Annotated in this window: 31 protein-coding genes; 10 read left to right on the forward strand and 21 right to left on the reverse strand. The window is 64.5% G+C overall.

All coding sequences use genetic code 11. The features are described from left to right. Nucleotides 1-53: 53 nt before the first annotated feature. From J2739_RS22975 to J2739_RS23005, 7 genes are read right to left on the reverse strand one after another with little or no spacing between them, the layout of a single operon-like run. Nucleotides 54-812: a carboxymuconolactone decarboxylase family protein gene (locus J2739_RS22975; RefSeq protein ID WP_309905962.1), complete on the reverse strand. Its 759-nt coding sequence runs from the start codon at nucleotides 810-812 to the stop codon at nucleotides 54-56. After that, complete coding sequence (locus tag J2739_RS22980; RefSeq protein WP_309905964.1) at nucleotides 809-2,032, reverse strand: SDR family NAD(P)-dependent oxidoreductase; 1,224 nt, start codon at nucleotides 2,030-2,032, stop codon at nucleotides 809-811. Before J2739_RS22980 ends, J2739_RS22975 begins: the two co-directional genes overlap by 4 nt. A gap of 18 nt (nucleotides 2,033-2,050) precedes the next feature. Beyond that, on the reverse strand, nucleotides 2,051-2,809 hold the full coding sequence (locus J2739_RS22985) for an SDR family NAD(P)-dependent oxidoreductase (protein ID WP_309905965.1): 759 nt from the start codon (nucleotides 2,807-2,809) through the stop codon (nucleotides 2,051-2,053). 14 nt (nucleotides 2,810-2,823) lie between these two features. Then, nucleotides 2,824-3,780: an acyl-CoA dehydrogenase family protein gene (locus J2739_RS22990; protein ID WP_309905967.1), complete on the reverse strand. Its 957-nt coding sequence runs from the start codon at nucleotides 3,778-3,780 to the stop codon at nucleotides 2,824-2,826. After that, complete coding sequence (locus tag J2739_RS22995) at nucleotides 3,781-4,977, reverse strand: acyl-CoA dehydrogenase family protein (RefSeq protein ID WP_309905969.1); 1,197 nt, start codon at nucleotides 4,975-4,977, stop codon at nucleotides 3,781-3,783. Nucleotides 4,978-4,991: 14 nt separating this feature from the next. Then, nucleotides 4,992-7,133, reverse strand: coding sequence for an acetate--CoA ligase family protein (locus J2739_RS23000; protein ID WP_309905971.1), 2,142 nt, complete (start codon nucleotides 7,131-7,133; stop codon nucleotides 4,992-4,994). A 2-nt stretch (nucleotides 7,134-7,135) separates the two neighbouring features. After that, nucleotides 7,136-7,906: an enoyl-CoA hydratase/isomerase family protein gene (locus J2739_RS23005; RefSeq protein WP_309905973.1), complete on the reverse strand. Its 771-nt coding sequence runs from the start codon at nucleotides 7,904-7,906 to the stop codon at nucleotides 7,136-7,138. Between the two features lie 380 nt (nucleotides 7,907-8,286). Between J2739_RS23005 and J2739_RS23010 the strand changes: the two genes are divergently transcribed. Beyond that, the gene (locus J2739_RS23010) at nucleotides 8,287-9,168 is read left to right on the forward strand and encodes an SMP-30/gluconolactonase/LRE family protein (RefSeq protein ID WP_309905976.1); all 882 of its coding nucleotides are present in this window, start codon (nucleotides 8,287-8,289) and stop codon (nucleotides 9,166-9,168) included. Between the two features lie 17 nt (nucleotides 9,169-9,185). On the opposite strand, the gene J2739_RS23015 is transcribed toward J2739_RS23010, so the two are convergent. Continuing rightward, nucleotides 9,186-10,142 (reverse strand): LysR family transcriptional regulator, encoded by a 957-nt coding sequence (locus J2739_RS23015; RefSeq protein ID WP_309905978.1) that lies wholly within the window; start codon nucleotides 10,140-10,142, stop codon nucleotides 9,186-9,188. A gap of 113 nt (nucleotides 10,143-10,255) precedes the next feature. Here J2739_RS23015 and J2739_RS23020 point away from each other — a divergent pair, with 113 nt between their 5' ends. From J2739_RS23020 to J2739_RS23045, 6 genes are all read left to right on the forward strand, one after another. Beyond that, on the forward strand, nucleotides 10,256-11,335 hold the full coding sequence (locus J2739_RS23020) for an LLM class flavin-dependent oxidoreductase (RefSeq protein WP_309905980.1): 1,080 nt from the start codon (nucleotides 10,256-10,258) through the stop codon (nucleotides 11,333-11,335). A gap of 13 nt (nucleotides 11,336-11,348) precedes the next feature. Next, a complete protein-coding gene (locus J2739_RS23025) occupies nucleotides 11,349-12,335 on the forward strand; it encodes a Bug family tripartite tricarboxylate transporter substrate binding protein (RefSeq protein WP_309905982.1) in 987 nt (328 codons plus the stop codon). 198 nt (nucleotides 12,336-12,533) lie between these two features. Continuing rightward, complete coding sequence (locus tag J2739_RS23030) at nucleotides 12,534-13,601, forward strand: LLM class flavin-dependent oxidoreductase (RefSeq protein ID WP_309905984.1); 1,068 nt, start codon at nucleotides 12,534-12,536, stop codon at nucleotides 13,599-13,601. Between the two features lie 45 nt (nucleotides 13,602-13,646). Beyond that, nucleotides 13,647-14,471, forward strand: a complete 825-nt coding sequence (locus J2739_RS23035; protein ID WP_309905986.1) for an SDR family NAD(P)-dependent oxidoreductase — start codon at nucleotides 13,647-13,649, stop codon at nucleotides 14,469-14,471. An 8-nt stretch (nucleotides 14,472-14,479) separates the two neighbouring features. Further along, a complete protein-coding gene (locus J2739_RS23040; protein ID WP_309905988.1) occupies nucleotides 14,480-14,848 on the forward strand; it encodes a VOC family protein in 369 nt (122 codons plus the stop codon). Continuing rightward, nucleotides 14,845-15,795 carry a flavin reductase gene (locus J2739_RS23045; protein WP_309905990.1) on the forward strand — a complete coding sequence of 317 codons (951 nt, stop codon included), beginning with the start codon at nucleotides 14,845-14,847 and terminating at the stop codon, nucleotides 15,793-15,795. Before J2739_RS23040 ends, J2739_RS23045 begins: the two co-directional genes overlap by 4 nt. Nucleotides 15,796-15,895: 100 nt before the next feature. Here the strand turns inward: J2739_RS23045 and J2739_RS23050 are convergent, their stop codons facing one another. Genes J2739_RS23050 through J2739_RS23080 form a run of 7 tightly spaced genes read right to left on the reverse strand, consistent with a single transcriptional unit; the run spans nucleotide 15,896 to nucleotide 19,824 of the window. Further along, nucleotides 15,896-17,053, reverse strand: coding sequence for an Arm DNA-binding domain-containing protein (locus tag J2739_RS23050; RefSeq protein ID WP_309905992.1), 1,158 nt, complete (start codon nucleotides 17,051-17,053; stop codon nucleotides 15,896-15,898). Next, complete coding sequence (locus J2739_RS23055; RefSeq protein ID WP_309905994.1) at nucleotides 17,020-17,268, reverse strand: hypothetical protein; 249 nt, start codon at nucleotides 17,266-17,268, stop codon at nucleotides 17,020-17,022. The genes J2739_RS23050 and J2739_RS23055 overlap by 34 nt, the downstream gene beginning before the upstream one ends. Continuing rightward, nucleotides 17,265-17,714 carry a ribonuclease H family protein gene (locus J2739_RS23060; RefSeq protein WP_309905996.1) on the reverse strand — a complete coding sequence of 150 codons (450 nt, stop codon included), beginning with the start codon at nucleotides 17,712-17,714 and terminating at the stop codon, nucleotides 17,265-17,267. Before J2739_RS23060 ends, J2739_RS23055 begins: the two co-directional genes overlap by 4 nt. Further along, nucleotides 17,711-18,388: a hypothetical protein gene (locus J2739_RS23065; RefSeq protein WP_309905998.1), complete on the reverse strand. Its 678-nt coding sequence runs from the start codon at nucleotides 18,386-18,388 to the stop codon at nucleotides 17,711-17,713. Before J2739_RS23065 ends, J2739_RS23060 begins: the two co-directional genes overlap by 4 nt. Then, nucleotides 18,385-19,092 carry a hypothetical protein gene (locus J2739_RS23070; RefSeq protein WP_309906000.1) on the reverse strand — a complete coding sequence of 236 codons (708 nt, stop codon included), beginning with the start codon at nucleotides 19,090-19,092 and terminating at the stop codon, nucleotides 18,385-18,387. Before J2739_RS23070 ends, J2739_RS23065 begins: the two co-directional genes overlap by 4 nt. Continuing rightward, the gene (locus J2739_RS23075) at nucleotides 19,089-19,622 is read right to left on the reverse strand and encodes a hypothetical protein (protein ID WP_309906002.1); all 534 of its coding nucleotides are present in this window, start codon (nucleotides 19,620-19,622) and stop codon (nucleotides 19,089-19,091) included. Before J2739_RS23075 ends, J2739_RS23070 begins: the two co-directional genes overlap by 4 nt. Next, nucleotides 19,609-19,824, reverse strand: a complete 216-nt coding sequence (locus tag J2739_RS23080) for a hypothetical protein (RefSeq protein WP_309906005.1) — start codon at nucleotides 19,822-19,824, stop codon at nucleotides 19,609-19,611. Before J2739_RS23080 ends, J2739_RS23075 begins: the two co-directional genes overlap by 14 nt. Before the next feature lie 125 nt (nucleotides 19,825-19,949). Between J2739_RS23080 and J2739_RS23085 the strand changes: the two genes are divergently transcribed. Continuing rightward, nucleotides 19,950-20,384: a toxin-antitoxin system HicB family antitoxin gene (locus J2739_RS23085; RefSeq protein WP_309906007.1), complete on the forward strand. Its 435-nt coding sequence runs from the start codon at nucleotides 19,950-19,952 to the stop codon at nucleotides 20,382-20,384. Nucleotides 20,385-20,519: 135 nt separating this feature from the next. Here J2739_RS23085 and J2739_RS23090 read toward each other — a convergent pair whose 3' ends face one another. The 5 genes from J2739_RS23090 to J2739_RS23110 all read right to left on the reverse strand — a co-directional run bounded on the left by J2739_RS23090 (nucleotide 20,520) and on the right by J2739_RS23110 (nucleotide 22,924). After that, entirely contained in the window at nucleotides 20,520-20,720 is a 201-nt protein-coding gene (locus tag J2739_RS23090) for a helix-turn-helix transcriptional regulator (RefSeq protein ID WP_309906009.1), read from the reverse strand. 235 nt (nucleotides 20,721-20,955) lie between these two features. Then, a complete protein-coding gene (locus tag J2739_RS23095) occupies nucleotides 20,956-21,180 on the reverse strand; it encodes a hypothetical protein (protein ID WP_309906011.1) in 225 nt (74 codons plus the stop codon). Between the two features lie 37 nt (nucleotides 21,181-21,217). Beyond that, on the reverse strand, nucleotides 21,218-21,991 hold the full coding sequence (locus J2739_RS23100) for an SGNH/GDSL hydrolase family protein (RefSeq protein ID WP_309906013.1): 774 nt from the start codon (nucleotides 21,989-21,991) through the stop codon (nucleotides 21,218-21,220). A gap of 2 nt (nucleotides 21,992-21,993) precedes the next feature. Continuing rightward, complete coding sequence (locus J2739_RS23105) at nucleotides 21,994-22,302, reverse strand: hypothetical protein (protein WP_309906015.1); 309 nt, start codon at nucleotides 22,300-22,302, stop codon at nucleotides 21,994-21,996. Nucleotides 22,303-22,429: 127 nt separating this feature from the next. After that, nucleotides 22,430-22,924, reverse strand: a complete 495-nt coding sequence (locus J2739_RS23110; RefSeq protein WP_309906017.1) for a helix-turn-helix domain-containing protein — start codon at nucleotides 22,922-22,924, stop codon at nucleotides 22,430-22,432. 70 nt (nucleotides 22,925-22,994) lie between these two features. Between J2739_RS23110 and J2739_RS23115 the strand changes: the two genes are divergently transcribed. Then, nucleotides 22,995-23,195 (forward strand): Cro/CI family transcriptional regulator, encoded by a 201-nt coding sequence (locus tag J2739_RS23115; RefSeq protein ID WP_309906019.1) that lies wholly within the window; start codon nucleotides 22,995-22,997, stop codon nucleotides 23,193-23,195. 6 nt (nucleotides 23,196-23,201) lie between these two features. On the opposite strand, the gene J2739_RS23120 is transcribed toward J2739_RS23115, so the two are convergent. Beyond that, entirely contained in the window at nucleotides 23,202-23,432 is a 231-nt protein-coding gene (locus tag J2739_RS23120) for a hypothetical protein (protein WP_309906021.1), read from the reverse strand. On the opposite strand from J2739_RS23120, the gene J2739_RS23125 reads away from it, so the two are divergent. Then, nucleotides 23,431-23,736, forward strand: a complete 306-nt coding sequence (locus J2739_RS23125) for a CII family transcriptional regulator (RefSeq protein ID WP_309906023.1) — start codon at nucleotides 23,431-23,433, stop codon at nucleotides 23,734-23,736. The genes J2739_RS23120 and J2739_RS23125 overlap by 2 nt on opposite strands. Nucleotides 23,737-23,798 lie beyond the last annotated feature (62 nt).

Genomic DNA, 23,798 nt, shown 5'->3' on the forward strand with positions numbered 1-23,798 from the left:
TGGCCGCGATGCAGCGAGGCGGGAAGCACCAGACGGCCGAAGCCGGCGCCCCATCACGTCGAGCTTGGAGAAGGTGCGACCTGCCGCAGGACATTGGTCCCCAGCGCGGTGCCATGCACGGCCAGATGGGCGCCCAGCTGAATGGCTTGAAGCAGCTCGGCCGGTGTCAGCTGTTGGGCCAATGCCGTGGCCACGATCTGCCGGATCGCGCCCGGGTTGAAGGCCGTGAAGCAGGCATGCAATGCCAGTTGCACCAGGCTGCGCTCCGCCGGCGTCAGGCCTGCACCCGGGCAACCGTGCTCGACGAAGTCGAGAAGCACATGGGCATAGCCGGGATCCATCCGTGCGACGGAGGTCAGCGCGAGTGCATGCGCGGGACCGAGCGAATCGATTCGCGCTTGGAGATGCTCGTCAATGGCCGTCGCTTCGCTCGAGCCGGTGAACTCGGCCAGGATGTCGGTGGCCTGGCACACGCTGGCAATCCCTTGCACGGCAACGAGGTGCAGCACATCGAAGATGTCGGCCTGCGTGGCACCGACTTCGAGTGCCCGTTTCACGTGGGTGTGCAAGCCCGGTTCGAAAAGATGGGAGGAAGAGGTGTCGAGCGCCACGTAGATGAGCTCGACCATCCGCTGCGTCAGCGGCCCCGTGTGCGCCGGATAGCCGGCGTAGCGTGCGTAGTGCTGCACGAAGCCGGGACACGCCGCCAGCATGGTCTCGCACCACGGGCGCCAGTAGCCGCGCTCGGCAATAAAGAACGCCTTGGTCTGCGCCCGCTCGGCATCGCTCACCGTCTCTGCTTGCATGTTCATCGCGTGTCCTTTCGCGCGGCGCCGCGGCCAATGAGGGTTTGCCCCGTCAGGTATTGGGCGGCCGGGCCGCAGACGAAACGCAGCAGCGGGTGCAGCGACCGGGGTTCGAGATCCCTCGGTACTTCGAGTGCATTGATGCGCAGCGCACGATGGCCCCATTCGCAGGCCAGGGTGGAGACCAGCATGCGTGCCGCGGCGCCATCGCCCGCGTCTCGCCAATGGCCGACTTCCGGCGTGGGGAGCAGCAGCGTCAGGCTGGCCTGCTGCGGGTGGCAGGCCGCAAAGCGCGCGGCCGCGGCATGCACTGCCTGCAGAACGCCAGTGGGTCCGCAGGACAGCGGCGAAAGATCGAGGCGGGCCGCATAGTGCGTCTGTGCCGTGGGTGCCTGGGCCGCGGCTTGCCACGGTGCACCACCCTCGCCGCAAACTTCCAATTGCAGGGGCATGTCCAAGGACAGCGGCGCCAGCGTCGCAGGTGCGAAGCGCTGGCTGCCGCCATAGATGGAAGAGCCGCCATTCACTGCCAGCATCTGCCCGCTCAACGGCGCTGCTCCGGGACTGGCCAGGAAATACAACGCCCGCGCCATTTCTTCGGGCGCCGCCATGCGGCCGAGCGGAATCTTTCCGACCGCGCCTTCGGGGTTGAGTCGACCCGCCTGAATCAATCCGTCGACGAGTTCTGTTCGCACGAACCCTGGGGCGAGCACCGTCACGCACCACTCGGGATGTGCCTTGGCCAAGGCCAGCGTCTGGGCGATGAGCCCGGCCTTGCTCGCGCTGTAGGCGCCACGCCATGGAATGGCAAGCAGGCCCGCGCCCGACGCCACATTCACCACGCGCGCGCCGGGCTTGAGCAGGTGGGCACAGGCCTCGATCACCGCCGCGGGCGCTGCCAGATTGAGTGCGAGCAACCGGCCCATCTGTGCCGGCCCTTGTTCAGCCAGTGGTGTGTTGGAGGCATCGGACATGCCGGCGTTGTTGAGGATGGCGTCCAAGGCGGGGGTGCCGTCGCCCAGGCCTGCGATCTGCTGCGCGTCGGTCAGGTCGATGGTCCGCAACACATGCGCGGCGGAAGCCGGGGCCGGCAGGTCTTCTCCCAGCTGTTGCAAGGCCCGCTCGTTGTGGTCGACCAGCACGCATTGCCAGCCCGCGGCGGCAAACAGGCGTGCGGTGTCTCGCCCGATGCCGGAAGCGGCGCCGGTGATCAGGACCGTCTGCATCCGCGCGTCCTGCATGCCTCAGATGTTGGTCACCGTGATGCCGCCATCCACCGTCAGTGCCTGCGCCGTGATGAAGGCTGCGTCGTCGCTGGCGAGGAAGCAGATGCTGCGGGCGATGTCTTCGACCGTGCCCAGGCGGCCCAGCGGCGTGCGGGCAATGCGGTTGGCATCGCGCTCGACATTGCGGTTGCGCTGCGTGCCCTCGGTGGGAACGGCCGATGGGCACACGGCATTGACACGGATGTTGCGCGCGCCTAGTTCTGCGGCCGCAGCGCGGGTGATGCCCAGAATGCCCGACTTGATGCCGGAATAGACCACCGAGTTGGCGGCCGAGCGCAGGGCCGCCACCGATGCCACGTTGACGATCGAGCCGCCGCGCTGCGGGTCCATGAGGGTGACGGCCTCCTGCAGGCTCCAGATGACGGACTTGAAGCCCACATCCAGCATGCGATCCACGGTCTCCGGCATGATTTCGGGGATCGCCTGGTAGCGCACCCAGGCCGCGTTGTTGACCAGGATGTCGAAGCGCTTTGCGTGCTCGAACGAGCGCTGGATCGCCTCGCGAATGCCTTCGCGGCTGGCGATGTTCAGCGCGATGGGAAGGGCCTGTCCTCCCCGCACCTTGATCTCCTCCACCACGGGGGCGACCAGTTCTTCCTTTAGATCGTTCACGCAGACGATGGCGCCACGCGCGGCCATCTGAAAGGCGGTTTCTCGACCGATGCCGGCGCCCGCGCCGGTAATGAGGGCCACGCGGCCCAGCAGATCCTGATTCATTCGTCGTCCTCGATTCATATGGAATGGATGAAGTCCTGTCCGACCTGGCGGGCGAGCGATCCCGAGCCGAATGCCGCGTCGAACTTGCGTACCTCGCGCAGGGCGTAATGCAAGGGCAGCTCCCACGTGAAGCCCATGCCGCCGTGCAGGTGGATGGACTTCTCGAGCACGAACGCCGCACTCGCCAAGGCATTGACCAGGATGGGCCGGGTGCTGCGCACGTGGTCGTACTCATCGGTGCGGAGCACGCGCTGGATGCCCGCGTTGGAGGCTTCCTGCAACATCCGCATCCTCGCCAGCAGGTGGCGCACGGCCTGCTTCGCCGACAGGGGCCGTCCGAACTGCACGCGGGTCGACATGTACGCGGCGGTGGTGGCCAGGGCCCCTTCAGCGGCGCCGTTGACGAAGCCGGCGATCAGGATGTGGCTGTCGCGCTGCAGGGCTGCAAAGGTGGCGGCATCGAGTTCGGCCAGCACCTTGGCGCTGTCGAGCACCAGCCATGACTGGGGGTGCTCCGGGTCGAGCGCGCCGTCCTCCTGGATCTCGACCGAGCCCAGATCCAGCAGGGCGCCACCGCCCTGGCCATCGGCCACCAGCACCCAGTCGCTGTCCCTGGCGTGGCGGGCCTGCCCCGCCAACCGCTCCTGGAGACTGCCTTGCAGCGCCCAGGTGGCGACGCGCGCGCCGCTGGCAAGCTCTGCCGCCAGCGCGGACCCGCCGAGCGCCTTGGCGATCAGGATGGTTTCGAGCAGCGGCCATTGCAGGCGCAGCTTGCCGGCTTCGGCCACGATGGGCAGCGCGAACTCGATGCCGAGCGCAAGGCCGCCCGCCTCCTCGGGCGCGCACACACCGCACAGCCCTGCGTTGGCAAGGACCTGGGCGGCCTCGCGGAAGTCGCGCGTCTGCGCATCGGTGATCGCCTCGGCCGCAGCCTGGGCGAACTCCTCGGGCTTGAGATCGTTGTCTGACATTCAGAGGTCCTTCGGCAAATCCATGATGCGTTGCGCAATGATGTCCAGCTGCACTTCGGTCGTGCCGGCGTAGATGGTCTCGGCACGGGCGTACAGGTAGCTGGTGGTGAAGGCCTTGCGGGCCCGCTGCGCCAGCGCACTCGAGCGCGGGTTCACATGGGAGACGATCGACAGCGCCAGTCCTGCGAAGGCCTGGTGGCACTCGGACCAGAAGAGCTTGGTCAGCGAGCCCCGGGCACCGATCTTGTTGCCCGCCATCATGTGGTCGACCGTGCGCTCGACCAGGCCCTTGAGCGCGTCGATCTCGCCCACCACCTCGCCAATGCGGCGTTGGTAGTAGCCGTCGTCGAGCAGCGTCGCCAGTCGCGGATCGGACTTGCACGCGGCGATGAGCTGGCGCAGTTCGCATTCGAAGCGCCACGCACGGTACATGCGGTTGGTTGCGCGCTCGATGGACAGCACGCGGATGGCCGCATTCCAGCCTTCGTCCGGCGCGCCCAGTCGCGCGCTGTCGGGCACCTCCACGTTGTCGAAGAAGACTTCGGCAAAGGACTCCTTGCCGTCGATCGACTTGATGGGCACGACCCGGATGCCGGGCGTGTCCATGGGCACGGCGAACATCAACAGGCCGCGGTGCTTGTCGGCCACCGTGCCGGTGCGGGTGAGCAGCAGGCAGTAGTGCGCCTTGGCCGCACCGCTGGTCCAGATCTTCTGGCCGTTGATGCGCCACGTGTCGCCCTCCGGCACGGCCTTGGTACGCAGGCGCGCCAGGTCGGAGCCTGCGTCCGGCTCGGAGAAGCCCTGGCACCAGTAGTCGCGCATCGAGAGGATGCGCGGCAGGAACAGCTGCTTCTGTTCTTCCGTGCCGACGGTCTGGATGATGGGCCCCGCGAGCTCCTTGCCGATCGAGCTCACGCTCTCGGGCATGGCCAGCGCGCCCACCTCCTTGTTGACGACCAGATGCTCGCGCAGCGTGAGGCCCAGCCCGCCATAGGACTTGGGCCACGTCATGCCTGCCAGGCCGGCCGCGTACATGGACGCCTCCCAGTCGCGGCATTCGTCCAGCGTCGGCGTGCGGTAGCCGACGCTGTCCGCACGCATGTGCTCCGGCAGGTTGGCACGCAGCCACTGGCGGGCGTACTGGCGATAAACGGCCGGACCTGCTGCAGCGTCCGGAATGGCCGGGTTCTTTTCCATGTGCATGAGCGCCTTCAATGTGCAGAGCCGTTGCCGGCGGTCGGGACCATCAGTGCGTCCAGAACGAGAACGCCCTGGCCCTCGGGCTTGACCAGGATGGGGTTCACGTCGATTTCGGCCACGTCCTCGGCATGGCGGCAGGCAAACTCCGAAAGCCTGGCCACCGTGCGGGCGGCAGCGGCCACGTCCGCCTTCGCCTGGCCACGAGCGCCATCCAGCAGCGGAAACATCTTGAGGCTGCGGATCATGCGGAGGGCTTCGTCTTCGGAGACGGGCGCCACCTGGACAGCGACATCCTTGAGAATTTCTGCATAGATGCCGCCGAGCCCCACCATGACCACCGGGCCGAACACGGGATCGCGCGAGACACCGGCGATCAGCTCCACGCCGCCGCGGACCATCGGCGCCACCAGCACGCCGTCCACGCGCGCCTTGGGCGCATGCGCCTCGGCATTGGCGAGGAGGCGGGCATAGGCCTGCCGCACGGCCGCGTCGTCCTGCAGGTCCAGCGCAACGCCGCCGATTTCCGTCTTGTGGGCGATGTCTTCCGACGCGATCTTGAGGACGACGGGGTAGCCCGTGGCCCGCGCGCTGCGCACGGCCGCGTCGGCCGAAGTCACGACCTCCTCGCGCGGCACGCTGATGCCTGCAGCCGCCAACGCCTTCTTGGCATGGAACTCGTTGCGAAATACGGCCGCGTCCACCTTGTCGACCGGGCCGGCATAGGTGGCGGCGGCAGGCAAGGTGCCGAGCTGCCCGAGCTTCACCAGGCCCGCGAGGCCCTTGGCGGCCGCCGGAATGCCGGGAAACACCGGGATGCCCAGCGCGTTGATCTCGGCCACCGCATCCGCCGGGCCTTGGCTGATGATGATCAGCAGGCGATCGGGATGGCTGGCGCGGATCTTGGACAGGGCCTCCAGGAACACACCGCGCAGCCTGGGGTTGTACAGCGACAGGGCCAGCAGCAGCACCAGCGTGCTGCCGTTCGCATCGTTCTGCAGCGCGGTCAGCATCTTCAGCAGGATGTCGGGCCGTGCCGACATCTGGGCCGATGCATCCACCGGATTGTTGGTGCCGGCGGTCGGCACGGCCTCGCGGATCAGGGCCTTGGTCGAATCGGCGAGCTGTGGCAGCGTCATGCCGGCTTCCACCATGGCATCCGCCATCATGATGCCGAAGCCGCCGGACGCGGCGACCAGGGTCACGGCGTCGGTGGTGGGCAGGCGATCCGTGCGCAGCAGTGCGGCGGCGTGGCCCACATCGAGCAGCTCTTCGAACGAGCGCACACGCAGCACGCCATGGCGGCGGAAGACGGCATCGAACACCGCGTCCGAACCGGTCAACGCGCCGGTGTGCGAGGCAGCGGCTGCCTGGCCTTGCTCGGTGGCTCCGATCTTGAGAACGATCACCGGCTTCTTCTGCAGGCGTGCCATCTCCAGCGCCTCGATCAGACGGCCGGCATGGCGGCAGGTTTCCATGCAGCACAGCACGATGTGCGTGGCCGGATCTTGCGCCAGCGCGGCAATGCCGTCGGCCACGTCCACGTCGGCTTCGTTGCCGGTGGCGATGAAGCGGCTCACACCGAGACCACGGTCGGCCATGTTCCGCATCGTGAAGCTGCCGATGTTGCCCGATTGCGAGACGATGCCCACGTGCCCGGCGGGCGGCATGCTTTGCTCCAGGGCGATCGAGAACGAGCCCACCAGCTTGTCCACCACATTGACGGTGCCCAGGCAGTTCGGTCCGAGCAGCCGCATGCCATGGTTGCGGACCACGCGAACCAGCTCGGCCTGCAGGGCGGCACCCTCGGGGCCGGCCTCGGCAAAGCCCGTGGACAGCACGATCACGCCGCGCACGCCGCGGCTGGCGCAGTCGCGAACGGCCTGCAGCGTGGCGTCGGCGGGCACCGCCACGATCGCCAGTTCCGGCGCCGTCGGCGTCTCGAGGATGGACGCGTAGGCTGGCAGGCCCTGAATGGTTCCGCCCTTGGGATTGATGGGAAAGATGGCGCCGGCATAGCCGTACTTGCGCAGCAGCTGCACGGGGCGGCCGCCGATCTTGGTGACGTCGTCGGAGGCGCCGATCACGGCCACGCCCTGGGCCTTGAAGAATGCGTCCAGCCCGGCACCCGGGGCTGCTTGAACCTGCGTCAACATGCTCAGCGCCCCTTGAAGACCGGGTCGCGCTTTTCGAGGAAGGCCGCGCGTGCTTCGCGGGCGTCTTCGGTCTTCGACAGCGCGACGGTGAACTCCTGCTCGAAGCGATAGGCATCGCGCTGGGGCATCACGTCCACCATGTTGGCTGCGCGCTTGGCGTAGGCGATGGCCAGGGGTGCCTTGGAGGCAATCTCGCGGGCCAGTGCCATCGTCACGGGCAGCAGGTCCTTTTCAGACAGCACCTCCTCGATCACATTGCGCTTGAGCAGATCGTGCGCGCTCAGGCGCTGGCCCGTGAAGAACATGCGCCGCAAGGTGGAGCGGCCGAACACGGTCTTGAGCATGGAGGCGCCGCCTGCCAGTCCCACATTGATCTCGGGCATGCCCACGGTGGCGTTCTCCGAGGCATACAGGATGTCGCAGGCCGCAGCCAGGCCAAAGCCGGCGCCCAATGCCGCGCCGTTGATGGCCGCAATCACGGGCTTGGCGCACTCGCGGATGGCGTTGCCGGTTTCGCGGGTGATGCGGTTGTGCTCGAGGAAGTCGCCGGCGATTTCCGAACTGGGGCGATCCTTCAGGTCAGCGCCCGCGCAGAACACGCTGCCGGCGCCGGTCAGTACCGCGCAGCGGACGTCCTCCCGCTCGGAGATGGCATCGAAGGTGGCCACCAGCCGGCGGCGCATGTCCCGGTTCAGTGCATTGACCGGCCTGCGGTCCAAGGTGACCAGGGCGACGCCCTCGGAGACTTCCAAACGAACCCATTCTTCACTCATGAACCACCTCTGTATGGAGCTAACTTGCCGCCGGTAAGAATCAGAAAAAAATGCACTGGGGCTGCCGGGCGGACCGTTGTTCGGACACCTGGGGGTGGGGCGGAGCTGCCGGTTTGTCTCAGTGGCGATTTGTCCGATTGATTATAGAAATCGCGACGGAATTGACTTCCACTCAATCTGAGAGAGTGTTCTGCGAAAAATGCAGCATTCGCGCGTTGGTGGGTTGGCTCGACGGCGCTACCATGCGCCAGCCCTCAATTCGAGATGACAAGATGGATTTGATTATTTGAGTGTTATTTGAGTGCTCTTTGAGATTCGATCGAAAAATCTCGAATGCCGTTTTGAAATTGCCATAATTCGAAACAAGGTCAATTCTCGAAATGCAAATACAGCGTCTGGGTGATTTGACGATGGCATTGGGCGAATGCCCGGTGTGGCATGGGCAACAGCTGTGGGTGATGGACTGCCGCGCGGGCCTGATCCATGCGCTGAACCCGCAGACCGGCGAGGCCACAGCGCGCCACGAAGCGCCGGCACCCCTCGGCTCGTTCGCCTTCAATGGTGACGAGGGAGACTGCATCGTGCTCGCGCTGAAGGAGGAGATCGCGGCGCTGAACCTGCGCAGCGGCCAGCGCCGCACGCTGGCGCGGATCGAGGTCAGCCACCCCCACGTGCGGCTGAACGACGGCATCTCGCTGGCCGACGGCAGCTTCGTGGTCGGCACCATGCACGTGGAGCGCGCGCCCGGCGAAGCTCCCCTGGGCGGGCTGTACCGGCTGGACACCCGCCTCAGCCTGCGCAAGCTCGACGATGGCCTCGGCGTCACCAACGGACCTTGCGTGAATCCGCTCGACGGGCGCTTGCACGTGGCCGACAGCACCGCGAGGGTCATTTATTCGTATGCGATCTCGGCCGATGGCGCGCTGGCCGACAAGCAGGTATTCGTCCGCACCGATGCCCTCGGCTCGGGGCCCGACGGCTGCGCCTTCGATCGCCTGGGCGGACTCTGGACCGCACTGGTGCGCACCGGGGCGCTGGCCCGCTTCGACCGGCAGGGCCGGCTCACCCACAAGATCGACCTGCCGGTGGCCCACCCGAGCGCGCTGTGCTTCGGCGGCGCCGGCATGGCCGATCTGTTCGTCACCAGCATCCGTGACAGTGGGCGCCTGAGCGCGTCCGGCCCGCTCGATGGCGGTGTGCTCAAGCTGACGGGCCTCGGGTTTCAGGGCAGTGCGCGGCCCGCCTGCCGCATGCCGCTGTAGGGGATAAGGCCGAGCCGCTACGGCGTGGACTGCGAATCCAGCCCTGCGGCCTTGCCGTGCGCCGCAAAGCGCAACTCGGGGCCCGCCACGTGCTCGGCCACGAAATCCAGGAACAGGCGGATCTTGGCGGGGATGATGGCGGTATCCAGGATGGTGGCGTACATGCCCTCGTCGAAGCCCTTGTTGCTGATGCGATAGGTGTCGAGCACCCGGACCAGACGGCCCAGGCGGATGTCGTTGTGCACCGTGTAGTCGTCCAGCAGCACCAGGCCCTCTCCCAGCCGGGCGAGTTCCAGCAGGGCGATGCCGTTGTTGCTGACATGCCGCGGCTTGAAGGCGATCTCGCTCAGCTGCTCCTGCTGCTTGAACAGCCAGGTGTATTCGTCGCCGGGCAACTGGTAGGCCAGGCACTCATGCTCCAGGATGCTTTCGGGCACCTGCAAGGCGGGTTTGCCGGCCAGGTAGGCAGGGGCGGCCACGAGATGGCGCTCGCTCTGGAACAGCATGCGCCGCTTCACCCCGGCTTCCACAGGGGGCGAGATGCGAAAGTCGATGTCGAACTGGTTGCGACGCAGGTCCACCGGGGCCTCGGTCAGCGTCAGTTCGATGTGGATCTCGGGATAGCGCTTGCGGAAGGCCGCGATCAGGGGCGGCAGCACGCCCTGGCCGAACATCACCCGCGAGTGAACGCGCAACAACCCTTGGGGCGCGCTGCTGATGGCGGTGATGTTGGCCTGGAGCTCGTTGATGCGCCACAGGATGCCTTCCAGCTGGCGCGCATATTCCTGCCCCGATTCGGTTAGCGCGACCTGCCGCGTGGAGCGCAGCAGCAGCTTGACCTTCAGCTCGTCCTCGATCTCGGTGATCATGCGCGACACCCCGGTGGCCGAGATGCCGAAGCGGCGTGCCGTCTCGGAGAAATTCCGGGTCTGGGAGATCGATAGAAAGAGCTCCATGGCGCGCAATCTATCCATGAATCCTCCAGTTTTCGCAGTTCAGATCTGCAGTTTCTGCCATGGCCGAATCGGTTTGTCTATCTAGAATTTAGTGGTCCCTCGCGGGCGCTTTTTTTTGGGAGACGGCACCTATGGAATTCGGCGTATTTATTCTGGCCCAGCAACGGGGCTATCACCAGACTTCGCAGCAGGTCATCAATAACTCGATCGAGCAAACCGTCGCGGCGGAGCAGGCCGGATTTCACAATGCGTGGTATGCGGAGCACCACTTCAACAATTATTCGCTTTCTCCGTCTCCGCTGATGATGGTGGCCCACATGGCCGGCAAGACGCAGCGCATCCGCCTGGGGACGGCGGTGTGCATCCTGCCACTCTACCAACCCGCGCGTTTCCTGGCCGAGGTCGGCTTCGTCGATACGGTCTCCAACGGCCGGCTGGACCTGGGTGTCGGCTCGGGCTATCAGGAATTCGAATTCGCGCGCTTCGGCGTGAAGATTGCCGAATCGGGCGCCATCTACAACGAGTTCCTGGACATCCTGGACAAGGGTCTGACCCAGAAGATCTTCGAGTACGACGGCCGCTTCCTCAAGATGCCTCCCAGCTCCATCGCGGTGCGCTGCGTGCAGGACCCGATGCCCCCGCTGTGGATCACCTCGGGCAACCCGGTCACGCTGGGACGGGGCGTACGCGAAAGCCGCAACCTGTTCGTCACGGCGCTGCTGAACGGCAACGAGGGCGTTCAGGCGCTGCGCGAACGCCTGGTGAAAGTGGCCGCCGACAACGGCAAGGACCTGGACCGCGACGTGAAGTTCGGCTTCCTGCGCTGCGCCTACGCTTCCGACGACAAGGCCGAGATCGACGCCTACCTGGATTGCGCGCGTTTCCAGCGCCGCATTTCAGAGAGCCTGAAGTTCCGGCGCTCGCAATCCGACGATGGCTACATGATCAAGGAAGTGCCCTCCGAGACGGACCCGACGGTCGAGCAGCTGCGCAAGAACCTGCCCGTGGGCTCGGTCAACCAGGTGATCGACAAGATGCTGGAAGAGATCAGCATCCTGCGCCCGAAGCACATCGCGCTACAGACCCAATTGGGCGACTTCGATCAGAAGGCCATGCTCAGGCAGATCGAGCTCTGGGGAGAAAAGATCATTCCCGCCATCCGCAAGGAACTGGCACGCAACAAGCCGGCTGCCCAAGCGCAGGCCGCATAAACAGGAGACCCACATGACGAACACACGTATCAACCGCCGCACCCTCCTGCTCGGCAGCATGCTGCTGGGCACCGGCGTCAGCGCCCTTGCCAACACCGGCAATTGGCCCGCGCGCCCCATTCGCCTGGTGGTCGCCGGGTCGGCCGGCGCAGGGGGCGACACCTTCGCCCGCCTGATCGCCGACCCCCTGTCGAGGGTCCTGAAGCAGCCGGTGGTGGTGGACCCCAAGGCCGGCGCCAACGGCCTGATCGCGTGCGACGCGGTGGCCAAGGCCGCAGGCGACGGCTACACGCTGCTGTTCGCCCCGTCGTCGGCCATTCTCATCAATCCGGTGATTCATCCCAAGCTGCCTTACGACGCCGAAAAGGACCTGGTCCCCATCACGCAGGTGGGTGCGGCCGGCATCCTGCTGGTGGCAAATCCGAGCACGGGGTTCAAGAACCTCGCGGACATGGTGGCGTACGCCAAGGCCCATCCCGGCAAGCTCGCCTATGGCTCGTGGGGCACGGGCTCTTCCGGCCATCTGGCCATGGAAGGCATCAAGGCGCACTACGGCCTCGAGATGCCGCATGCGCCCTACAAGACGCTCGTCAACGAAGTGACGGACCTGATCGCCAACAACATCAGCGTGGGCTTCACCGACATCCAGTCGCCCATTCAGCACATGCGCGCCGGCCGGCTGGTGGGCCTGGGCCAGACGGGTTCGCAGCGCTGGCCCGCCACGCGGGACCTGCCCACGCTGTCGGAACAGGGCTACAAGTTCGAGGCCGATGGCTGGTACGGCGTGTTCGCCCCGGCAGGGACGCCGACGGAAATCATCGACCGGCTCAACGAGGAGATCAATCGCTTGCAGAAGAGCGATGCAGTGCGGCAGAAGATCGAAGGCCAGAACATGATCGTGCCACCGGGCCGCTCCGCCAAGGAGTTCGCCGCATCGATCCAGCGGGATGCCGCCATCTGGCAAGGGCTGGCGAAAACGACCGACCTCAAGGACAAGTGAGGGCCTGGGCGATTGCGCCGTCTCTTGCGGGCCGAAGACACCGGGGCGACATGCCCCGGTTTTTCTTTTGGTGGAGGCCCAGGGCGTGCATCCCGCACTTTTCTGCAGGACTGAATCACGCTCCTTCCATATTCCCCTCGGCCGGCTCCGACCGGAGAATTCCCTTCATCGCACATCACTCTTGAACGCGGAGAAAACATGGAATTCGGCGTATTCATCCTCGCGCAGCAGCGGGGCTATCACCAGACTTCGCAGCAGGTCATCCAGAACTCGATCGAGCAGACCGTGGTGGCCGAGCAGGCCGGCTTCAACACCGCCTGGTATGCGGAGCATCATTTCAACAACTACTCGCTCTCGCCCTCGCCGCTGATGATGATCGCGCACATGGCGGCCAAGACCCGGCGCATCCGGCTGGGCTCTGCGGTGTGCATCCTCCCGCTGTACCACCCGGCGCGGTTCCTGGCCGAGGTGGGTTTCGTGGACACGGTGTCCAACGGGCGCCTGGATCTCGGCATCGGCTCGGGCTACCAGCAGTTCGAGTTCGAGCGCTTCGGCGTGAAGATCGAGGAGTCGGGGGCGATCTACAACGAATTCCTGGACATCATCCCGAAGGGCCTGACCCAGAAGATCGTCGAGTACGAGGGCAAGTACCTCAAACTGCCGCCCAGCTCGATCGCCGTGCGGCCGGTGCAAGACCCGATGCCTCCGCTGTGGATCACCTCGGGCAATCCCGCCACCCTCGGCCGTGGCGTACGCGAAGGCCACAACCTGTTCGTGACGGCATTGCTCAATGGCACGGACGCCGTTGCCGCACTGCGCGAGCGCCTGCAGAAGGTCGCCCAGGACAACGGCGCGGATCTCGATGACGACGTGAAGTTCGGATTCCTGCGCTGCGCATTCGCCTCCGACAACGCATCCGAGATCGACGCCTACCTGGACAACGCGCGCTTCCAGCGCCGCATCTCGGAAAGCCTCAAATTCCGCCGCGCGCAGTCCGATGACGGCTACATGGTCAAGGAAGTGCCTTCGCCCACCGACCCGAGCTTCGAGCAGCTGCGCAACAACCTGCCGGTGGGCTCGGTCAATGAAGTGATCGACAAGATGCTGGAGGAAATCAGCATCCTGCGCCCCAAGCACATCGCGCTGCAGACGCAGCTGGGCGACTTCGACCAGAAGACCATGCTGCGCCAGATCGAGCTGTGGGGTGAAAAGATCATCCCGGCGATTCGCAAGGAAGTCGAATCGATGAACGCGGTGTCCGCCTGAAGTGCAGCGCCTCTTTTTCATGAATCCGCCCAAGGCCGCTGACCGATGACCGCTCCGACCCCCTTCGACAACAAGGCCCTGCAGGGCAAGGTGGCCGTCGTCACCGGTGCCGCCGGAGGCATCGGCCTCGCCATCTGTGCGCATCTTCGGTCCGTCGGTGCGCAGGTGGTGCAGGTCGATATCGGCTATCCCGCCATTCCGGCCGAGGCCGACCGATCGCTGAGCGTCCGCTGCGACGTCGCGGACCCTGCGTCCGTCGCCGCGATGGCAGGGCTGGTGCGTTCGCGCTTCGGCCGCTGCGATGTGCTGGTGAACAACGCGGCCATCACGTCGTCGCCCGTCGGCCTCGAGAACTTCCCCATCGCGCTCTGGGACCGCATCTTCCAGGTGAACCTGCGCGGCGCCCTGCTGTGCGCGCAGGCCCTGGTGCCCATGATGTTCGACCAGCAGGCGGGCAGCATCGTCAACGTGGCCTCGATTGCCGCCCAAGTGTCCACGCGCGTCGGCGCCTATGGCCCGACCAAGGGCGCCATGCGGTCGCTGACCCACCAGATGGCCGTGGAATGGGGGCCGCGCGGACTTCGCGCGAACTCGGTCAGCCCCGGCATGATCCGAACGCCCTTGTCGGAAGTGCATTACCGCGATGACTTCGTGTTGACAAGCCGGACCTCCAGGATTCCGGCGCGGCGCATCGGCCGTCCCGAAGACATCGCGGGCGCCGTGTGTTTCCTCGCGAGCGACGCGTCGACGTACATCAATGGACAAGACATCGTGATCGATGGCGGATTCCTGAAGGCTTCCCTCGTCAATCTCTACAACGACGCCGACCGGGGCCGCATCGACGCCGGCGCCTCGCACACCCCGCAGTGAGCCACACCATGGAATCGCCAAAGCGCCTGCAGAACGTGTTCGTCGTGGCCGAGCGGCCCGCCGAACTTCATGACTTTTACCAATCCGCGCTTGGCCTGCAGCTCAAGTTCCGCGACGGAGACCGCTGGATTCAGTACGGCATGGGCAATGCCGGCGTCGCATTGGCTTGCCCAGAAGAAGCCATGCCCGCGACCTCCGGCGTCGTCATGGTGTTCGAAGTGGACGACTTCGCGGCCACGGCGGAACGTGTCGCTGCCGCGGGCGGCGAGGTACTCGGCACGCGTGACATGGGCTCGCACGGCGCGGTGCTGTCGCTGCGCGACCCCGAAGGCAACGTCGTTCAACTCTTCAAACGCCAGGGGACGCCGACACCATGAACCAAGCGACACACATCGACGCCATCGAGCCCAAGCTGTTTCGCCAGTTGCTGGGCTGCTTCCCGACGGGGGTCGCCATCATCACCACCCACACGGCCGACGGGCGGCCCGTGGGGCTGACTTGCAACTCCTTCAGTTCGGTCTCCCTGGAGCCGCCGTTGGTACTGTTCAGCCTGCGCAAGGCGAGCAGTCTGCTGGGCACCTTCGTCGAGGCCGGTACCTTCGCCATCAACATTCTTTCGCAGAGCCAGGATGCGCTGTCCGGACGCTTTGCGTCGAGCAAGATCGCTGACAAGTTCGAGGGCGTGGCCTGGCGTCCGGGCGCGCTCGGCACACCGCTCATCGACGATTGCCTGGCCAGCTTCGAGTGCAGCGTCCATGCCCGCCACGAGGCCGGCGACCATGAAGTCTTCATCGGCGAGGTGAAGCACATGACCACGGGCTCGGCCGACCATGCGCTGGTGTTCTACAAGGGTGCCTACATGATGTTGGCCGAGTCGCTGCGCAAGCTGGTGCTCGAAGGCCAACTCGGCACGGCCGACATCGACGAAGCCTACCGTTCGCTCTATGGCACGCTGCTTCGGCTGGCCTGCGACCGCGCTTCCGAAGCCGAGGTCGATGCGATCGAGGCGGCCGCCGACGAGATCGAGCAGCACCAGGGGGCGGACGCGCTCCCTCAACGCATCGAGGCCATGGCGCGCTTCTTCTCGTCCATCGCATTGGCGGGCCACAACGAGGCGCTGCGGCTCATGGCGCAGACGATGACCGCGGTCTTGCGCGAGCGCATGACGCACGTGATCCCCGCGCATCCGAGGCCGGACGTGTTCCCCCTTCGGCGCAAGGTCGTGCGCTGCCTGCGGGTTCGGGATGCGGAAGGCGCCGTCGGCGCGCTGGACGAATTGATCAAGACCTTGCGCAGCAACGGGGTGCAGCAGGCAAGCCGATGAGTGCTGGTGCCCTCGACAGGAATCGAACCTATTTCAGCATCAAATCGCCCGAAATCGGCTGATTCCCTCGGTGGGGCTTCCCTCTGAAGGCTCCGCCGAACTAGGTTGAATTCGGCTTCTCTGTCCCGGTTTTTGTCCCGGTCTGAGGGCTGATGAAGGCGTCCAGTGCGTTGCGCTCGGCTCCGTGGTCGGCGCCCTTGATCCACCGGCTGTAGACCCGGAAGAACATCTCCGGCGAGTGTCCAAGCTGCCCTGCGGCCCAGGCCGGCCGGTTGCCGGCCATGAGGCACATCGTGGCGAACGTGTGGCGGGTCTGCCTGGCGTCGCGATAGCGCAGCTTCGAGACCTTCATTGCGGGCTTCCACCAGTCGTTCAGCGGGCCGTCGGTGCCGGCGAAGGGCTCGCCAGTCCGGTCCAGGAAGATGTGCCCGCCGGCCAATTGGGTGCGGGCGCGCTGGCGCTCAAGCACGCCCAGAGCGCGACCGCTGAGCTCGACGATACGCATGCTGCTGGTCTTCGTCCCTTTTTCCTTCCCGCGGGTCAGAGCAATGTCCACCTTTACCGTGCCGGAACGGAGGTCGGCGCGTGTCCAGCGCAGCGCGATCTGCTCGGATGGCCGGAGCCCGGAGAAGAAGGCGAACTCGTAATAGTCGCGTGCCTCCTCCTCGGTGAACTTACTCAGCAGTACGTCCACCTCGGCCAGGTCGAAGGGGTCGGGCTCCGGCTCCTGGCGCCGTCGCATGGCAATGTGCTCGTGCAGGGGCTCCCTGATCGTCTTCGCCAGGTATGCGTAGTGCAGCACCTGCTTGATGACGGTCGCAATGTTGTTGAAGGTCTTCGGGTTCTCTGGCAGCTTGGCCAAGAGGCCCATCAGCATGCGGTAGTCGAAGTCCGCCATGTGCTTGCCGCGCACCTCGTCGAAATGCAGGCTGCCCAGCGTCTGCTGGTAGTGGTGCATCGTGCTGTGCTGGACGGCGGGCTTCTTGATCTTCAGCCACTCGGTGGCCAGTTGGCCCCAGGTCGTACTCGGCGCGTCGGTCTTGCACCGAGGGCTGTCCGGAAAGTAGTCGGCCAGGGCGAATGTGCCGCGCTCAATCTTGCCCAGGATCTCGTTTCGCAGCTTCTCGGCGTACTTGATGTTCGAAGGGGTAGGCGGCATGTCTAGCCGCTCTTTGCCGAAGCCGTGACGCCGCAGGTCAATTTGCAGATGGGCGTCGCGGACGATTACGCCGGTTGAGGACTGAGCTGCTCGGGGCATTGGGGCTGACGTCTCCGACCGCGGTTGCTTTGGATGCTGGGGCGCTTGTCAATCAGATCGTACAGCGCCTCCAGGTCGATCAACTTGCGGCCCTCGAACCACTTCCAGACCTTGCCCTCGGGCCAGACTCCTGACAGGCCCGTGCGCTCGTGGAAAAACGAGCTCGGTAGACCGGTGGCTTCCTCAGCCTTCTCGATGGTGATCCAGCGGGTCACGCCGCGATCCCCCTGCTGGCCGCGTCGGCGAGCTGGTCGGCCCGTTCGTTGCCCCTAATGCCGGCATGCCCCTTCACCCAGACGATGGAGTGCTGGGGCTGACGCGCAATCATCATCACCTGCCACAAGTCCGCGTTGAGGACAGGCATCAGCGTCTTGGTCTTCCTGTCCTTGCGCTGCCAGCCCCGCCGCTGCCAGGCCCTGCACCATGAGTTCAGGCCGTAGACGACCAGTTGGCTGTCGGTATGGATTCGCGCCGGCCGGTCGCCAAGCCACATCAGCGCGCGCAGCATGGCGGTCATCTCCATCCGGTTGTTCGTGGTGTGACCCGCGGCGCGGCCGTTGAGGCTCTTGATCTCAATACCGTTTTCGTAAGCGACGAAGCCCCATCCGCCGTTGGCGCTGGGGTTGGGCCAGCAGGCCCCGTCCGTGTAGATCTCGATCATGCGTGGCTCCTGAGAGCCAGGACGAGCCTTGGCGCCGACTTGGCACCTGCTACCAACCGCAAATGGCTCGGGCGGCCAGCGTCGTCGGGTGCGGTGACCTGGTAGGCCGCGAAGAAGAACTCTTCGCCGCTGCGGTATCGGCAGGTGTAGCCCAAACGGTGTTCGATGCGAACGCCATCACTGCCGATGTACTCGCCATCCTCCGCCCTGACCGTGTGCATCTTGTAGCCTTCGCAGATCATGGCTTGATGACCGTTGACGATCACCGAATCGCCGACCTGGAAGATCGCGCTGGCGTTGCGCAGTTGCTTGGCCGCTTCGTCGCGGCCGATGTCCTTTTTCGGCGTGGTGCGAGGCAGGTCTTCCAGTTCCTGGGCGCGTTTCTGCTCTCGGCGCCTTCGCTCCTCGCGGTCGATCCCCTTCGTCACGCGAAGCTGGCGACCAATAATCGTCGCCTGCATCCAGCGCTCGTCGTGGACAGGCTTGATGCCGCGGAGCTGCGGCACGCCGTCCACGAACGTGATGGATGACTTCGGCATGCCAGGTGCGCCCGGCACCTTGGCCGCGTCGATCAGCCCAGCCGCGATCAGGGCCTCTGGGCGGCCCAAGTAGATGTCGCCGCCGGTGCCGGCGTCGTACTCCACGCCCGGAGCGAAGGTCGCGGCGCGGCTCACGACTTGTCTCCGATCACTTCACTGACAACCGCCTGAAGACGCTCTCGTGCTTCGGCAACCTCGTTCTGGATCGCGTTGAGCATGACGACTATGCGCTCTTGCGCGCGCTCGGATCCTTGGGCATCTGAGTACTGCCACTGGCACTCCATGTGCGTCATCTCCATCAGAATCTCTGCCGCACGGAGGGCGCCGTCCGCAAGGTCGACCTCCATCCAGTCCACGCGCTTAGGGCTGGCTTGCTCGTCCGTAGTTCTCGGTCCTTTGGGCAGCAGTTTCGTCAGGGCAGCGGAGCCGTCGAGTTCGTTCTGCGCCCAGTCGAGCAGCTCGAACGCTTCCTTCAGATTTCCTTCGACGCCGGAGCCTTGCGCGAGTGCGATGGCGCCTTGCAGTACCGCCAGGGGTTTGAAAAGCGCCTCGTAGTTGGCCGTTGCATCCGATTGCGTCGGCGAGTCGCCCAAGATCGCCAGCGCGTCGCCGGTCAGCAGATCGTGTGCGACGTGGTCCAGCAGCACTTCGTAGGCCTCGCCCCGCTCCGCGAGATCGTAGGCAGCTTCGAGCTTTTCGTCTGCCTCGCGAATCGCGGCCCGCAGGGTTGCCAGTCGCGCCGCAACATTGCTGCGGTCAGTTGACGGCACGTAAACAGCATTCTTCCGAATGGCCTTGGCCGAGCCCCTGGCAGGCTTGGTGAGGGTTGCGGCGGTCATTGCAGCCCCCCTTGCGGCAGTTCCTTCATCGCCTTCGAGGCTGCAAGAATGCCGCCGTCGAGTGCGGTCGCAGCAGCAGCATCGAGCAACTGGCGTGCTTGATCTAGCAAGATGCGGCGGGCCTTGCCGATCTGGTCCCCCGGCGACCAGGCCGCGGCATTGATAAGCGCGATGCTGTCGAAGAGTGTTCCGGCCATCTCAATGTCGGTCCACCTGTCGTCGTAGCTGAACATCTCCAATTGACCCAAGGCCATGCGCGTAAAGCGGATGGTGTCGCCGCTTCTCAGGTCATCGTCAGATTCGTCGAGTTCGGAGGCCAGTTGGAGGAACTCCGAAGCCCTCGCAGCACACGCGCGGCATACCCCGAGGGTGGTGCCGATCGCTCTGGCGATCGTCGTCGGGTTGCTGGCGGGGGCCTCGTTTTCGATCAGCTCGGCGGCCGGGACGGTTTTAGAGGTTGGAGCGACAGCAGTCGCGGGTGCGGTTACTGCTGTTGCGGCGCTACTTGAGTGCGTGCTACTCTCTGGCATGTGAAATCTCCTTGCCTTTAGACGGGATGGGCGTTTCATCGAGGGGCTGAGTCGTTGGCGCGACTCGGCCCTTCACCTTTTTGGCTGCTTTAGAACTGGCCTCCTCCAGCAGCGACACCATTTCCATGTTCAGCGATCGACGGGTCAGAGCGGCCTGTTGGCGCAGGCGATCTGCAAGTAAACCCGGCAGACGGATCTGCATGCGAACAATGGAGTGTCGAGTTTGGTCTGACATAGAAATGGTGTCGGTTGATTGTCGTTATGACACTGATACAGTGTCAAGCGATTTCCGCCAGAAGTGACACTGTTTTGGTGTAAATTTCCGGCATGGAAGACGAAGACAGGTACACGCGGATCACTCTTCGGATTCCGAAGCTGCTCCACTCCCAATTGCAGGGGGAAGCCGACAAAACATCCAAGAGCTTGAACGCGGAGATCGTTGCTCGTCTGTCGGCCTCGTTCGACTCAAAGAACCAAAGCGCCGGCGATCTGGCCAAGGCCGTGACGCGCCTTGATCTCTTGCAAAGGCGCGAATCGGTCGTTCGGCAGTTAGAGGCTGGCACATCTCGCCTTGAGATGCATCGACTGCGACGCGACATCAATCGCGCCAACATGAGCAAGGAAGACTTTTCCCGGTGGCTTAAGGAAGAGCGGGAAATGCAAGACTGGATCGCGCACATGGAATTCAGCCGACAACTTCTCGACAGGGAGATTGCTGTTGTCGATGGAGCGCCGCTACCCCCTGTTGACGCCACTCGCTGACGCGCAGAGTGGGGCATCAGGCTGCTTCGCTTTACGCGGCCAGAAGCGGAAGCACGTTCGGCGACCATTTGATATGTGTGGCGCGCACGCTGGTGTCCGCGATCAATCACGATCTTGTTCATGACTGCCCCTCGACTAGAGAGAGGCGATAAGCTTGTCGATGTCCGAGGCGCGCCAGCAGGTTGTGCGCGGTCCGAGCTTGATGCCGGTAGGGAACCGGCCTTCCTTGACGCCCTTCCACCAGGAGGCCCGGCCGACGGGCACCTTTGCGAGGACATCCGAGATTCGCAGCAACTTGTCTGCGGGCTGCGCTGTTAGGCCTTCACTGAGGGTCATGGGACATCTTTCTGACAATGGTCAAAATCCCGGACCCGTGTAGACTGGAATCCTCTGCCCAGAGGGGTGCCAGTTCCACAAGCGGGATCGGGTACTCAGATAACCCCCTTTCCACCTTGCCGGGTGTACTGGGGGTTATCTCTTTTCTAAACGATCACAGTTGGATGCATGAGCGTCTTCGAGCAGTAACTTGGCTCAAAGCATAGATCAAACGATGAGTCGAGCAAATTCGTTTTCAAATAAGAACGACACATCTGTCCAAAAGATCCATGGTCCGCGGCTGTGATAAAGGCTGCGTCCACAGGGAATGAAGCGCCTTGCGGATCTTGTGCTCCTTATAGGGGAACATCGGCATATCGTCGACGCATTGCATCATCTTGGTGGTGATCGTCTCGCTGCCCAGCATCTGCATCTGATCGCTGCGGATGCCGTCGTCGATGTCGTCGAGGTATGAAGGCATGGCATCAACAGGCCGCTGGTAATCTGCAACTGGTCGTTCATAGGGCGCACTCGGGGGCTACCGCGTCAAGCGCGCGGACAATCTTCTCGGCCAATGGGGTGCTGTACGACTGGGCCGGGTGTACGTCGTCGGCCATGTCGGCATCGGAGTAGGGGACCGCGCCCCAGTCAGCGAAGGTGGCGCCCTCTTCGGTAGCCACCTGGTGCGCCAGCGCGTCATAGGCGTCACGCCACGGCGGCGCACCGCGCACGCGCGACAGCCCGGTGACGATCGGCGTCTTCCCGAGCGCCTTCACGCGCTGGACCATGGAACGCAGCGGCTCGCGATAGTCGAAGCCGTTACCGCCGTCGTTCATGCCGAACTCAAGCACCACAAACCGAGCATCGATTATCTCGGCTAGGAAGCCGGGCATGCGCATAGTGACGTAGTTGCCAGGCATGCTGCGATCCGTGACGGTGTAGGCCGGGCGTAGTCGCTTGATCGCGGCCGCGGGCGGTTCCGTCAGACGTCCGGCGGGGCTTGAGCCGTTCAGGATCGAATCGCCCTCCAGCCAGACGGTGCACACCGGTGGGGGCTTGATCGGCTGTTCGCTCCGGGCTTCCTTCGTAGGGGCCGATGTGGGAATTCCCATGATGGGGGCACCGCCACCGCCGCCACCACCGCCGCAGCCGCCACTGCAGCCAGCAACGACTGCAAGGGTGAGTGCAGAAAGGACGCGGCCTGGTGCTACGTCTTCGCGCTCATCGCGACCATGCATCGTGCCGAAAAACCAGTTGAAGAGACGGGATGAAAGGATTAGGTCGAGCAGCATGGTCAGGCCCTCCGCTTCGGCATGAGGAGGCGGGTGACCAACTCCCCGGTCGGCGATTCCCACTCGGCGCGGTAGTCGCGGCAACCTCGCTTGCGCGCGCTTTCGCGGTAGTTCCTGAACTCCTCGGTGCGACCCAGTGCCAGGTGCGCGTCGCGGCGCAAGCCCTGCGCGCGAGCCGGTGTGAAGCCGTGCGCGTCGTCGGGGATCTCGTCGGCGGCTTCGGTGAACAGGAGGGCGGCGGTGCGCCAGTTGCGTTTGAGCAGCGCCTCGCGCGCGGCTGCCTCGAAGTTTGTGTGTGCTACAGCGTCCATTTCAGCTCCATACCCGGTGTTGGCGATGGAGGTGACTTTAGACAACTAAAGCAAATTCACAAACCCACTAAAGCAAAAACCCTTCAGTTCACTAAAGTATCCGAGACAAGCGCATCGGCCATCCACCCTACTTTTGCTTGCCGGACTTGGGTGCGGCTATCTTGACCGGCTCCGCGTTGGCCCGTTTTCCGTCCCAGAAATCCTTGTCCATTTCGTTGGGGCGTTCACCTGAAAGTCTCTTGGCAATCAGTGGCAGCACGTCGAGGTTTCCGCTCGGGTCGTTGATGTAGGTTGTGAGCATCGAGACCGCGCTGGCACGCGCGCCGGAGTCGACTACTTGTTCGATTGACTTGCCCAAAATCTCGAGCGAAGTGAGCACGTCCCATTTGAACTGCGGTTCGATGTCCTCGACTCGTTTCGGTCCCTTACCGGTGATCAGCCAGTAAGCACGGTAGCCAGTCGCGCGCTCAATGAGAGCAGCTGTCTCTCCCTTCAGGGACTTGGCAGTCCCATCAAGCCACTGTGTGACGGCACCTTGGCTGCGTCCGGTCGCGCGCGCCAACTCGGTGTTGGTCATCTTGGCTCCGTCGCGGGCCTCTTGGATGCGTTCTCTCAAGGTCATGGTTCGATTAAGCCATCTAAAGGATTTAGTAGACTAGCTAGAAAAGCTTTAGTTTGCTACAGTGCTAACCATGAGAACCAAAACCGGCATCGCCAACGCAGGAAGCGCCGCAGCGCTGGCGAAGATACTGAGCATCACACCCGGCGCGATCTCCCAATGGGGGGAGGACATGCCAGACGGCCGCGTCTGGCAGCTGCGCGTCTTGCGGCCTGAATGGTTCGTGGAGACAGCCCCGGTCGAAACTGTCGATCAGCAGGACCGGGGGAATTGAGATGGCCTATCTCCTGTCTCTAGGCCGGGTCATCCGCCGTGTCGGCACGACGTTCGTCTCCTGCGCGCTGAAACGTGCGACCACGTCGCCGTCTTCCCAGCGTAGGTCGAGCCGCGTGACCCGCAACTTCACCTGCGCGCCCTTGCCGTCGCTGGTGGCGTTCGTGCTTAACAGGGTTCGAGTCGAACAGTGGATCAGGTCGGCGTCGTTGGCCGCGAGGGTAGGGCGATAGGTCATGACCGCAGTCTCTCCAACCCCTGCTGAAAGAGCACGCAAGGCTCACGTCGCGATCTTGCGCGCCCTGCAAGAGCCCGGAAGGCAGGTTGCGATCGCCACTTCCATGGGGGTCAGCGAGAGCACTGTCTCGCGCTTCAAGAGCGAGCAGTTGGAGCAGTTCTGCGGGTTGCTTGCCCATCTAGGCCTCAAGGTGGTCAACCAGGAGATGCAGTGTTTCCCGCCGGATCAGATCCAGGCGCTGCTGACCCTGTCGAAGGTCCACCTGGCCAGCATCGAGCGGCCCGATCAACTCATTTGGGAGTGACTGATGCGTCGCGCCGTGCTTTGGGTCTATCACTTCTGCTGGTACTTGCGAATTCACCGCGG

This window comes from Variovorax soli, assembly GCF_031454625.1.
In the GTDB taxonomy this organism is placed as follows: domain Bacteria; phylum Pseudomonadota; class Gammaproteobacteria; order Burkholderiales; family Burkholderiaceae_C; genus Variovorax; species Variovorax soli_A.